Here is a 12,653-nt window from a genome sequence, read left to right as displayed (position 1 = left end):
CAAAAAGCTGGCAAACGCAGAGGAAAAAACCGCTTCGTGAAAGCGACTTCAAACATTGTCTTCGACTTTTTCTGATTGTTGCTGATAATAACGGGATAGTTCTATAATCATCGCTCCCATACGTTCGTTTTCCGGAACGAGATAACGGTCAATCCCTTCCTCTTGCAAAGCTTCTGCCGTTACTTTCCCCACGGCGACAGGCAAAACTGTATTACGAAATGCCCTGACCAGTTCTTCATCCAATCTTTGTGATTTAGCAAACGAAAATAAAGAGTGAACTTGTATCGCGCTCGTGAAACAAACGGCATCCACGTCATGCTGCAAAATTTCCTGACATAATGTATCCACTGTTTCCCGTTTCGGCGGAATATGCTGATAAGGAAGAATCTCTAAAATATCCGAAACGCCTTGATCTTGAAAAAATTGCTTCAATCGAGGAGCTTTTTCTCCATGCAGCTGTATCGTAACCTTCTTTCCTGAAAAATCGGTTCCTTGTAGCGCTCGTATCAGTCCTCTTGTCGTACCATCTTCATCAACGACGACCGGTTGAATTCCGATCTTTTTAAGAGCAGCGATCGTCTTATAGCCTCTTGCGGCAACACTCGTGGTTCGGATCCTATGTAAAAATTTTTCTTGTATTCCGATCTTTTCTGCCAAGTCCAAAAGCGTTTGTACTCCCGCTCCGGTTGTAAACACGGTCCAGTCCGATCCTTCATCAACAAATTTCCGCAAATCCGGCTCCACTTCCTTTTCTGCTTTGAAAACGGTTCCTTGAAGTGGACGGACGATCGGTGTTCCGCCTTGTTTTTCGATTAATGTGCTCATCTCTTCTGTTTTTCGCGAACCGCCAATCACGATTCGCTTACCTGATAGACCTTTACTCAATGTGACCCCTCCTTGTTGAAAGCCGCTCGAACGATTATTTCTCAGATTCAGCCATTCTTTTTTGAAAATAATCAACAATTCCCATCGAGCAGATCGTTAAATCTAAATCGAGTATTTCATAAACGTTTGAAGTGCGTGGCACCTTTCGTTCATCCAAATATCGAGTAACTTTTTTCTTTAATGTTTGATAAACGGCCTCCGTCTTTTTTTCAAAAGAAAGGTTGCTGTCGGCCACTTGCTGTCCTGCTTCTACAAATATAGGAAGCCAAAATCGTAATTGCCGGAAAGCAGCGGATGGATCTTCACTCATTCCAAAATGGCCAAAATAAATCCGGCTAATCCCTAGTTTCTCAATTCGATCAGCAGATTGGAGCATTGCTTCCGGATTAAAATGATTCGGAGAAGTTGTAGGCAAATAAAAATCCAGTCCATTTTCCAAAAGCGGAGTATAGATAATCCCAACTGTATCTCCCGTAAAGATACCGTTGCTTTTCGGGTCATAAATAGAAAAATGATGATAAGCATGGCCTGGTGTATCCAAAAACGTAAGTATACGGTCATGACCAATTTCCAGCGTTTCCCCATCCCGTTTCACGATTAAACGATCTTCCGGAACAGGCACAACAGGTTCAAAAAACTCTTCGAATTTTTCGCCATATACAGCCTTTGCCCCTTGGATCAATCTCGATGGATCGATAAGATGTCGTTTCCCCTTTGGATGTACAATCACTTTTGCTTTCGGGCATTTTTCCAAAAGCAGTCCTGCTCCTCCAGCGTGATCGAGATGAATATGTGTCACAATGATGTATTGAATGTCAGCAGCCTTTAGCCCCAACTGTTCCAATCCCTGCAGAATATAAGGGATAGATGGACTTCCACTTGTTTCAATAATCGTCAATTTTTCTTCTTGAATTACATATGTTCCCGTTCTTTTTTCACGTCCTAAATCCCGTACGTCCAATAACGAAATCCCGTGGCCCAAATATTGCGCACTTGGCATTGTATCCCCTCTTTCCAAATGATTCTCCCTCCCTAATACTACTAGTTTAACAGTTTGCGGAAGTAATGGAAAGTTCGGAAAAATGTTTCATTTTATTTGCATGAAAAAAATCCGTTTTGAATATATAAGTCGCAAAGGCTGACACTCCAGCATACATTTAGGCTTGCAGCAACCTTTTCAAACGTATTTGCTCTAAAATACTTTGCATTTCCTTTTTTTACAAGCGAAAAAACTGACGATCCTTTCATCGTCAGCTAAAACTTACTGGCTCTCTTTTTGAACTTCTACAAAAGTAGAAAAAAAGCAAGCTCCTCCTCCCATGTCTGCCAATTGCTGCGACGTTAAAACATTGACGGATTGGAATCCGGATTGTTCGTCATCCCACCAAAGTCCTTGAATTACGGCGGTTCCTTTTAAACAATCTTCTGTGACGTTTGCGAACAAACGGCAGCGCCCCCTCTGATTGTAAACAATGACCATATCGTCTGTTTTGATTCCGCGTTGTATAGCATCTTTTGGATGGATTTGCAGCCGAGGTTTTCCTTCAAATTTTTTTAATGCAGCTATATTTCCAAAAGTAGAATTTAAGAATTGATGATTGGGTCCAGAAATCAACATGAGAGGGAATTTTTTCTCCATTGGTTGAATAGGAGTAAATACAGGGACAGGCGGCAACCCCTCTTTTTTCATCCTTTCCGAGTAAAATTCCACTTTTTTGGATGGAGTGGGAAAGTACTGCGGAAAAGTATTGTTTGCAGCGCCTATTTTGACATAGCCCTTTTTCTTTAATTCGTCATAATCGATGCCGATATCCTCTACAATTTCTTTTATCATCTCTTCTTCAGTAACACGAAATGCCACATCATCAAATCCCATACGCTCCGCTAGTTCCTTAAACAAGGTAAAATTCGATTTTGCTTCTCCTTGAGGAGGAATGACCGGCTCGTGAAGCTGCAAATACAGATGCCAGTATGATTTATACAGGTCCCAATTTTCGAAATGAGTGGTTGCAGGAAGAACGATATCTGCATAACGGCAAGTATCCGTAAGAAACTGATCATGAACAACGGTAAATAAATCGTCCCGCAACAATCCGGCTCTTACCTTTTGTTGATCAGGTGCTACTTGCGCCGGATTACTGTTATACACAAACAACACTTTAATCGGGCGAGACCGATCAAGCAGAGCATTTCCGAGCTGATTCATGTTAATGGTGTAGGCGCGAGGATTTTGATGGAGATCAGGACGTTGGATTTTATAATGATGAAAAGGAAAAAAACCACTGTTTCCTTTTAAAGCACCTCCACCACGAATTCCCCACTGTCCGGTTAAAGCCGGCAAACATGCGATGGCACGGACGGCCATCCCGCCATTTTCATGATGCTGCAAGCCATTTCCAATTCTAATAAAAGAAGGAGTGGTTTGACCGTATAATCTCGCCAATGAAAGAATCTCTTCCTCAGAAAGGCCTGTCCATTTTGCCGTGATGGAAGGAGTATAAGCTAAAGCCTCCTTTTTTAATTCTTCAAAGCCGATTGTATATTTTTGAATAAAATCTGTATCAATCAAGTTTTCTTGAATCAGTACATGCATCAAGCCAATCGCTAACGCTGCATCCGTTCCGGGTCGGATCTGCAAAAAACAATCAGCCCATTTTGCAGTACGGTTGCGATGCGTATCGATGACAACAATTTTCGCTCCACGTTTTTTGGCTTCATTGGCATAGAGTACTTGATGCAAATTAGTGCTCACGGCATTGCAGCCCCAAATCAAAATGAGCTTAGAATAAATCGTTTCTTCTGGATCAATGCCTTTGTTTGCCCCCATCGTGTATCGAAATCCTTGCGCTCCGGCCGAATTGCAAATCGTCCGATCCAAAAAACTGGCGCCTAATTTATGAAAAAATCTCCGATCCATCCCTTCGCTGTTTAATATCCCCATATTTCCATAAAAGCTGTAAGGCAAAATGGCTTCACTGCCATAAGTTTGGATCACCCGCTGAAATCGTGTAACGATTTCATCATAAGCTTCCTCCCAAGATATCCTTTGAAAAGTCATCGTCCCCTTTTTTCCCGTTCTTTTTAACGGATAAAGAACACGCTCTTTGTGATAGGTTCTTTCCGGGAATTTTCGAACTTTATGGCAAATGACCCCTTTTGTCACGGGATGATCTTTGTTCCCCTCCACTTTTACAATTCTTCCATTTCGTTTTTCCACCATTAAACTGCAAGCATCCGGACAATCCAGCGGACAAACAGATCGGACCATTGTCACCTTGTCTTCCAACAGTATCTCCCTCCCACGATGAAAGCTTACTAGTGATTATAACAAATGTGGCATGTATGTTCACTTTCATTATATAAAAGTTTACTTATCAAATATCATGATGAAAAATCACCTTACATCAAAAAAACAAACATGATTTAAAGAATTTTCACTGATCGCTTTTCAATCAAAAAACTGCTCGTCCCAAATTTCAAAAACAATTGCTTCCTTGAACTCTAATGAACGAATCCATTCTTTTTTAGTACATACTTTTTAAAATTCTCCATTAAAAAAGACCCTTGGATTCATCCAAGGGCCAGCGACTTCTAAAAATTGACGGGTCGTTTTTTTCTCTTCCGAACAGAGAGTTTGTATTTTTCCATCTGTTCATTCCATTTGTCCCATTTCTCTTGCTCTTCCAATTGCTTAAAATATTTGGCCAAATAAAACGGGACTATCAAAAACACGATGTAAACGCTTCCAATCAAAAATTTAATAATGGATAGCATATGCTCACCCAAAAATGCCCACATCCTTTACGCCTCCCTTTCTATTGGTATCTTATGAAATTTTTGTCTATTTTATGAATTTTATTTGTCTATTTCGTGGCAAAATAAAAAAATCCTGCATAAGCACCATATTTTTATTGAAAATTCAGAATATTTTCATGATATTCCTTCCAGCCTTATTGCTTCGATATGGATCGTCTCCAATAATTTTTTTACACAAAAGAGACTTTTCGTTTTCATGCTTACGGTCATTATCCATCCGCATCCGCCTTTTTCTATTTTGGGTTGATCTTTTGTCAAACTCCCTCCACGCATTTACATCACATTTCATCATTTTTCTATTAACTGGATATTATCTTTTTTCCAAAAGCTTGAGTTATACAAGTCTTTCTTTTGGAATAGAATCTTACGAGCAAAGAACGTGGAGGGTAGACTCAATGAGCGTCAGTTTATTTGTCAGTTATCTTCTTTTAGGATTATCGTTGGCGGCACCGATCGGACCGATTAATGCCGCTCAATTGGACAAAGGAATCAAAAACGGTTTTATGCACGCCTGGCTTGTCGGCGTCGGCGCTCTCATTGCAGACGCGTTTTATATGATGCTTGTTTATCTTGGTTTTGTCCGTTTTCTTGACGCTCCTTTCATCCAAGCCTTTCTTTGGTTGTTCGGATTTTTTGTACTTGTTTACACTGGCGTTGAAAGTCTTTTAACGGCCGGAAAAATTTCTGCAAATGTTCACCGAAGCAGCCAACCGCTTTTTAAAACGTTTATTTCCGGTTTTTTTATGTCTTTGTCCAATCCGTTAACCATTTTATTTTGGTTGGGGATTTACGGTTCGGTGCTGGCTAAAACAGCCACTACTTACGGAAAAGAGCAATTGTTCTTTTTGAGCGGAACCATCTTCGCGGGTATTTTTTTATGGGATCTAACGATGGCATTTATCGCTAGCAGTTTTCGCAAACTTTTGTCCACCAACTTTTTGTATTTGACTTCTTTTCTATCCGGTCTGTCGCTCGTCGGTTTTGGCTTTTATTTCGGTTTTCAAGGTATTATGACTCTCATCGCCCATTAAACAGGAGCCGGTTTTTGCTCCTTTTTCCAATTGGATCGTATTTTCAGCACTACAATGGCAACGATTCCGACAAACAATAAGCTGCCGAAAAAACCAAATCGACTCGTTTTTTCCAATAAAGTACCGCTAACCGCCAAAATGATGAGCACCATCCCTGACCATCTCTTTGTTTTGCCCCATGCGTTTAATTCGATCAGCCGCCTTGAATAGAGAAGAATAAAAAACCAATTATACAAAAGCATTAAACCGGCGGCAGTTGTAATATATTCATACACTTTATCCGGCATCGCGAGCGCCAATATAACGGAAGCGGCCATTCCTGCCGCCGTCAAACCCAGAGCTTTTACAGGAACTTTTAATTTCCATTTCCCATTTTTTGCTAACGCAGCAGGGGCATCTCCATCTTGCGCTAACATCACAAGCATAGATGTAATCGAAAACAAGGAAGCGCACATCGTGGAAAAACCGGCGATAATGAACGCTCCGTTAAAAATATGCGGGAAAAACGGCAGGTGATAGTCATTTAAAGCGATGACAAAAGGACTTTCCTTCGAATAAAAGGCCTTCCAAGAATCCATCATCACCGCCAAACCGAGAGAGAGGCAGTAAATGAGTGCCAGCAAAAAAAGCATGAAGCTTCCGGATTTTGGGTCATCTTCTTTTTTCCGCAAGCGAATCGCCAGTATTCCCATGATTTCAATCCCGCCAAATGAATAAAAGGCGTAGATGAGTGAAGCCCAAACTCCTATGACTCCATTCGGAAATAGTTGTTGGATAGTAGTTGGTACTCGAAAGCCATTTCCTCCGTCTAAAACTCCACATAATGCAAGCAAAGCGATCACAATAAACATCAAAATGGCGGAAACTTTCATAACGGCAAAAACATTTTCTAGCCTGTCAAAACCTTTCGTACCCGTTAATACAACCATAATCCCCAAAACGGCATAACCGGCTGCAAAGACCCATAATGGGACATTTGGAAACCAGAAACGCGAAAATATCGATAACGCAGTCATTTGGCTTCCCATAATTAACATTTCCGAACACCAATAAACCCACCCTGTGGAAAATCCAGCCCATCGTCCATAAGCTTTTTTGGCATAAGATCTAAAAGAGCCTTTTTGCGGGTCATTTTTTGTCATTTTTGCTAACGCATCAAAAACGATGTAAGTGGAAATTGCCGCAAGAATATAAGAAAGGATGACGGATGGCCCAGCATTGCGGATGGCAAGACCGGATCCAAGGAAATAGCCGGTGCCGATTATGCAGCCGACCCCGATTAAGGATAACTGCCACCATTCAAGCTGCCCCTCCTTAGAAGAACTTTTGTTTCTGTCCATGTCCATGCACTCCCTTTACTTCTTTTCCTACTATATTGTTCGTTAACGAAAGCGATTTATTCTGTCATTTCTAGTCTTGATTCATCTTCATCCATGCCTTTTCAAATTGGTCGGAACCCACCAAATGTGGTATAAAAAGAATGGAATTGCCTTTACTGACTGGCAACTTAAAGTTGATTCCAATATCCTTTTCAAGGAAAAAGAGGTGCATAATGAATGAAAGCTGCTTTTATCTCTGATATTCATGGAAATGCATTCGCACTCGAAGCCGTTTTGGACGATATCGCCAAAAAACAGATCGATCAAATTTATGTACTGGGTGATCTTTGCTTTCGAGGGCCGAATCCAAAACAAGCTTTAGACCTGATTCGTTCATTGAATGCCAATGTGATCAAAGGAAATGCCGACGAATGGGTGGTACGCGGCATTCAAAAAGGAGAAGTACCGGATAAGGCGCTGGATGTAATGAAAAAGGAACGAGAATGGACAGTCGCTCATCTAGATTCAGCGGATATCGATTATTTACAAAACCTTCCGCAAACTCTCCAAATCGACTTGAACGGTAAGGCAATCCTAGCGTTTCACGCAACTCCAAACAGCTTATTTGACATCATCCGTCCCGACACCGATGATGTTCATTTGGAAAAAAGGCTAATGGCCGAAAACATGGCTGATTTTTATATTTATGGTCATATTCATTTACCTTATATCCGTTTCTTGAACGGCAAAACAGTATTGAATATTGGCAGCGTCGGATTACCGTTCGACGGCCAAGCGATGGCTTCTTATGGTATCGTGGAAGCAGAAGATGGAAATGTACGCGTTTCTATTGAACGAGTAAACTATGATATTGAAAAAACAGTACAGCAATATATGGAAAACGATTATCCTAATAAAGCCATGGTTGATGTTGTGCGAAACGGTCGGCTGTAATATCCAACATGGTTCAAACGTGTCCTTCCCAAGAATGAAGGTTAGACATATACGGAGTATGTTTTGGTATTCTTCTTCAATGCGTTTCATCATAAGGAATGCCAAAGAAAAGGGCTGATCTTTAAATCAAGCCCTTTTCAATCAGTTTTGCCATATCACATGACTCTAATTTGAAGATGGCGTAATCCGATTGTTTTTACAATATTGTTCTACTAACTCCTCAATTTGATCAACATCCGGATATTTTCCCGAAAAATCAAATGTAATTTCATCCAGATATTTTCCATTTCGATACACATGGACAGCACCTTTTTGATAAGTCACACTGAACTCCGGCACAAACCGATATCCGTTCCGTTCAATCGCTCCCATTCGATCCCCCCTTTTTATTTTGCTCTTTTAGAAATCCAACGCTCCCTGCACTAAGCAAAAGGACAAATGGATCAATTCTCCCATTGTTCTTTATTGCTTCCTTATAGTCATGTCTTTTGCTCTTTGCTATCGAATTCTCACTATCCAATATTTGGTGAGAAGGATCATGGAGCGATAAGAAGTAGTCAAAACGATAACCACGGACTCTTCCTGTTTTTGTTACTGTTTTCAATTGATTTTCTTTTTCTCTTCCCTTTTTGATGCGCTTTTGATTAACTTTCCATCGAAACGATCGGGGGCTTTTCCCGCTCCAAGGGCTATGTTGGAAATTGGCAACTGTTCTAATTCTTTTCCGCTCGGCAAATGATTCACCTCCTTACTACATTGCAAGTTTTTTTAGTATACCCTTTGCCGTTTTAATTTACTGGTCGAGTGACCCCCATTTTGCGTCCATTCAAAATCTACATTTGTTTCTTTATGAACTCATTTTCTAATCGATTTTCTTTTTACAATACACAAGCTACATCCAACCATAAATATCAACCATCATACGGAAATAAAGTTCCACTGAACCGCCTTCACTTGTCGGAATAAACGCTGTGTTTTCTAGAAACAATAAAAAACGTTGGCTGCCCACTGTATCTTAAATTCGATACGTTGTTTCAAAACATCTTCTTTCCAAAATCTTTATTTCCAAAACATTCATCATCTAAGTCATTCATCTGGTTTCCAACATTCCATCATAAAAGAGCAACAGGACGACGGGGGATCGCTTTGATAAACAAGTCTTGGTTTATAGCCATCATAGGATTCATCATTTTTATCGCAGCCATTGTTTATTTTATAGATCTTGATTATGCCTATGTCCCTGATAAAGAGGACATCATCAGTTCTTATCGAAATGTAAACAGCTATGATTGGTACGGACAAACACTCAGTCTCTCTGAAGGAAATGCAAAAAAACTTTCAGAAAAGAATGGTGCGGTGAAAGTGGACCATGATTTGTTTGAAAAAGGAAGAGACGCTTTCTATAAAGAAACATTTGGAAACGAAGTATTCCTTACAGATATAATCGGCATTTTGGATGGACCGTTAACGGCACCTAATTTGATGAAAGCCATCCTTGCTCTAAAAGGGGAAGGTACAACCAATTTAAAAGTAGAACTGGCAAAAGACGTTAAGATCGGCGGGCAATCATTCAAAAAAGGTCAGATGATTTCAACAGGACTTGATGTTCCAAAAGGTTCTTTTGCTCCTTTAGGTATGCCTGTTTCATTTTCTAAAGGAGAGTTAAAAGCTGGCATTAGCTGCGCGGCTTGCCACGCGACGGTCGATCAAGAAACGAAGCGTGTAGTGGAAGGCGCCCCCAACTCAGATTTAAATGCAGGTCTGCTCCTTGCTTTAGCACCCAATACAGCCGCCTATTTCACTCACGCGAATATTTCTAATTTTTCTCAATTCCTTCAAAAACAGGGGAATCTTAAACTTCCCAATAAAGAAAAATTAGAAGAGTCGGTAGACAAGACATTGCTCCTGTGGCCACCAGGGAATTTTGACTCCACGATTGATTTAAAAGGAAATCCAGCTCAAATCCCTTCCTCTTTTACCTTTCAAAATTTCCCTTATAGTTGGAGTGGATTTGGCATGGCTGGTTCATTCCACGGATTAACCGTTTTTAACAATAATGTTCATGCTCAAAATTCCGATTCCCTTTCACAAGCAGATATTGCCAAACCGCTCTTTGACATTGAGAAAGAAACCTATATTGGAACCATTTTGCAAAATGCGGCTAATCCAAAATTTCGGTTCGATCCAAGCAAAGGAAAAAGCCCTTCCGCTTTTTTCGCTGAAGTGGATCCGACGCCTGCAGCCCCAGGAATAAACGAAATGGTCAAACCTCCGACATTTCCAAACGTATCTCCGGTTGCCCCGGATGGTTTAATCGTCAGCAGCCCTGGGTTTCATTTTAATGAACAAAACAATGCAATGTCTGCTTTTCAAAATGCGCTCGTTCCACCTAAACCGAACATAACCATTAGCAAATCGGAAACCGATGATGGGTATAACGTTTTTTCGAAAGCAGGATGCATTAAATGTCATGCCGGCTCTTATTTTACTAACCATCAAATCGTTTCAGCGGACGAAATTGGGACAGAACCGTCAAGAGCAAAAGCTCTGGCCAAAACGGCTAAAATTTTTGCAGAGCCTCTTCTCTATTCACCGACTGAGAATGTGCCGATCAGAAAAAATGCACGTGTGCTGAAAATCCCGATGGACAACATTGACGAACAACAGCTGCGATTAGGTTTTGCACACGATGGAAAAGGCGGTTATAAAACGCCCAGCTTGATCGGCCTTTATTGGCAAGCACCTTATCTTCATGACGGTGGCGTTGCAGTAGGGTATGAACATAACTACGGCCTTACCGGCACACTTCTCAAAGGAAAACCGGTCGATCCATACAGAAGCATCATCGCGCTTGTGGATCGAAAAGAACGCCAAAAAGTCATAAAAGCGAATGCCCCTCTCCATTCCGTCCATATAACAGGTGATGGCCATTCTTTCTGGGTCGATCAAGAGAGCGGCTTTACGAAGAAAGAACAGATAGCTTTAGCGAAATATTTGCTATCGTTAAACAAAGGCCGGACGGAACAAAAATAAACGTGCTAAAAAGGATCTAATGATTTTATTCATCAGATCCTTTTAAATTGGTTTTGTGAATCATTATCCAAAATTTACCATTAATGTATTTGATTAAATTTTTCTCTAAGCTGAGAAACGCAAAAAAACTGATTTAAATTGATCCCAATTCTAATTTGAATCATTTTCAAAACTAGAAACATTTCCATCTGCTATTGACTATGAAAGATTACAAGCATATGAATTTAGGTTATAATGGGTTCCAGAGGTGATCATATTGAGCCAATCAACCTTATGTCCCAAATTTGAAAAAGCAATGAACATTATCAGCAAACGTTGGACAGGTTTTATCATACATCAACTGCTTTCAGGTCCACAGCGTTTCTGCACCATTGAATCTTCTATTCCGATCAGTGGTCGACTGTTATCCGAAAGACTAAAGGAATTGGAGCAAGAAGGAATTGTCAATCGAAAAGTATATCCAGAAACACCGGTAAGAATCGAGTACTCTTTGACGGAAAAAGGGAAAGCATTAGAACCCTTCATACGGGAGCTGGAAAATTGGGCAAACGAATGGGTGGTCATTGAAGATCACTGTGAACACGAGTAAGGCAAAGCTTCATTCATGGCTTTGCCGCCGCAACGAATCCCCTGCTTCCTGTGATATGAAGATGATCTGTTCCTGAAAAATGTAAGTCATTATGATCTGTTTATCGATGAAAGAACGACTCCTATTCGTTGTATTGTGAACCATCAAAACTTTGTTGTATTCTTCATTTTAAAAAATCTTTGAAATGAGTTTGTTTTCGCTTTTATTCAAGGTCATCACCGAAAGATAATTGGCCTCACACGAATCATCCCGACACCACTATTTCCCTTTTCAATTTATTCTGGATGCCGATGCGATTCTCGATCTCCTGCTCCTTCCTTTCAACTTTTTTCTACATACACAAGAATGGCTGTTTCATCTCTTTTATTGCCGTCTTATTTCTTTTAGTGATAAAATGAGCATTGTATCGTGAAACCAACGTTTTGAGGTGTTTAAAAATGAAAAAGCAATTAGAAAAAGCAACGTTTGCCGGTGGATGTTTTTGGTGCATGGTAAAACCTTTTGATCAATGGGATGGCATTCATAAGGTAACTTCCGGTTATACAGGAGGACATGTAGAAAATCCAACCTATGAACAAGTTAAATCCGGCAAAACAGGTCATTATGAAGCAGTGGAAATTCTTTATGATCCAACTGTTTTTCCTTACAGCAAAATTTTAGAAATTTATTGGCAGCAAATTGATCCGACAGATGATGGCGGACAATTCCATGACCGAGGAGACAACTACCGAACGGCCATTTTTTATCATACAGAAGAGCAACGAAAATTGGCAGAGGAATCAAAAGAACGCCTCGAAAAAAGCGGTAAATTCAAAAAACCGATTGTAACTAAAATTTTGCCTGCTTCTACTTTCTACCCTGCAGAGGACTATCACCAAGATTTTTATAAAAAAAATCCAGAAGAATACAAGAAAGACAGAGAAAAATCTGGACGGGATCTTTTTATCAAGGAACATTGGGGCAAATAGACAGTTTAACTTTCTATTTGGTCGTTTTTCCTTTAAACGATCATTTTGCTAGTGGCGT

At 40.3% G+C, this 12,653-nt stretch carries 12 protein-coding genes; 5 read left to right on the top strand and 7 right to left on the bottom strand.

The window, feature by feature from the left end; all coding sequences use genetic code 11:
• Window positions 1–48: 48 nt before the first annotated feature.
• From NST81_RS07930 to NST81_RS07915, 4 genes are all read right to left on the bottom strand, one after another.
• Window positions 49–885: a uroporphyrinogen-III synthase gene (locus NST81_RS07930; RefSeq protein WP_048623240.1), complete on the bottom strand. Its 837-nt coding sequence runs from the start codon at window positions 883–885 to the stop codon at window positions 49–51.
• 34 nt (window positions 886–919) lie between these two features.
• A complete protein-coding gene (locus NST81_RS07925) occupies window positions 920–1,885 on the bottom strand; it encodes an MBL fold metallo-hydrolase (RefSeq protein WP_048624432.1) in 966 nt (321 codons plus the stop codon).
• 261 nt (window positions 1,886–2,146) lie between these two features.
• Window positions 2,147–4,153 carry a molybdopterin-containing oxidoreductase family protein gene (locus NST81_RS07920; protein WP_048624431.1) on the bottom strand — a complete coding sequence of 669 codons (2,007 nt, stop codon included), beginning with the start codon at window positions 4,151–4,153 and terminating at the stop codon, window positions 2,147–2,149.
• Between the two features lie 323 nt (window positions 4,154–4,476).
• Window positions 4,477–4,683 (bottom strand): hypothetical protein, encoded by a 207-nt coding sequence (locus NST81_RS07915; protein WP_048623239.1) that lies wholly within the window; start codon window positions 4,681–4,683, stop codon window positions 4,477–4,479.
• Between the two features lie 413 nt (window positions 4,684–5,096).
• On the opposite strand from NST81_RS07915, the gene NST81_RS07910 reads away from it, so the two are divergent.
• Window positions 5,097–5,732 carry a LysE family transporter gene (locus NST81_RS07910; RefSeq protein WP_048623238.1) on the top strand — a complete coding sequence of 212 codons (636 nt, stop codon included), beginning with the start codon at window positions 5,097–5,099 and terminating at the stop codon, window positions 5,730–5,732.
• Here NST81_RS07910 and NST81_RS07905 read toward each other — a convergent pair.
• Window positions 5,729–7,072, bottom strand: coding sequence for an amino acid permease (locus NST81_RS07905; RefSeq protein WP_048623237.1), 1,344 nt, complete (start codon window positions 7,070–7,072; stop codon window positions 5,729–5,731). The genes NST81_RS07910 and NST81_RS07905 overlap by 4 nt on opposite strands.
• Window positions 7,073–7,288: 216 nt before the next feature.
• Here NST81_RS07905 and NST81_RS07900 point away from each other — a divergent pair, with 216 nt between their 5' ends.
• The gene (locus NST81_RS07900; RefSeq protein WP_048623236.1) at window positions 7,289–8,005 is read left to right on the top strand and encodes a metallophosphoesterase family protein; all 717 of its coding nucleotides are present in this window, start codon (window positions 7,289–7,291) and stop codon (window positions 8,003–8,005) included.
• 165 nt (window positions 8,006–8,170) lie between these two features.
• On the opposite strand, the gene NST81_RS07895 is transcribed toward NST81_RS07900, so the two are convergent.
• Window positions 8,171–8,377, bottom strand: a complete 207-nt coding sequence (locus tag NST81_RS07895) for a YbxH family protein (RefSeq protein WP_003352780.1) — start codon at window positions 8,375–8,377, stop codon at window positions 8,171–8,173.
• Window positions 8,378–8,605: 228 nt separating this feature from the next.
• Entirely contained in the window at window positions 8,606–8,740 is a 135-nt protein-coding gene (locus NST81_RS07890; RefSeq protein WP_261794203.1) for a hypothetical protein, read from the bottom strand.
• Window positions 8,741–9,151: 411 nt separating this feature from the next.
• Between NST81_RS07890 and NST81_RS07885 the strand changes: the two genes are divergently transcribed.
• From NST81_RS07885 to msrA, 3 genes are all read left to right on the top strand, one after another.
• Window positions 9,152–11,038 carry an electron transport protein gene (locus tag NST81_RS07885; protein ID WP_341029251.1) on the top strand — a complete coding sequence of 629 codons (1,887 nt, stop codon included), beginning with the start codon at window positions 9,152–9,154 and terminating at the stop codon, window positions 11,036–11,038.
• A 256-nt stretch (window positions 11,039–11,294) separates the two neighbouring features.
• Complete coding sequence (locus NST81_RS07880) at window positions 11,295–11,627, top strand: winged helix-turn-helix transcriptional regulator (protein WP_341029248.1); 333 nt, start codon at window positions 11,295–11,297, stop codon at window positions 11,625–11,627.
• Window positions 11,628–12,064: 437 nt separating this feature from the next.
• Window positions 12,065–12,595, top strand: coding sequence for a peptide-methionine (S)-S-oxide reductase MsrA (gene msrA / locus NST81_RS07875; RefSeq protein WP_048623233.1), 531 nt, complete (start codon window positions 12,065–12,067; stop codon window positions 12,593–12,595).
• Window positions 12,596–12,653 lie beyond the last annotated feature (58 nt).

It is taken from the genome of Bacillus sp. FSL W8-0223, assembly GCF_038006805.1.
Classification (GTDB): domain Bacteria; phylum Bacillota; class Bacilli; order Bacillales; family DSM-4216; genus Bacillus_O; species Bacillus_O smithii.
The sequence above is the reverse complement of the archived record's forward strand: the minus strand, read 5'-3'. Positions and strand labels throughout refer to the sequence as shown.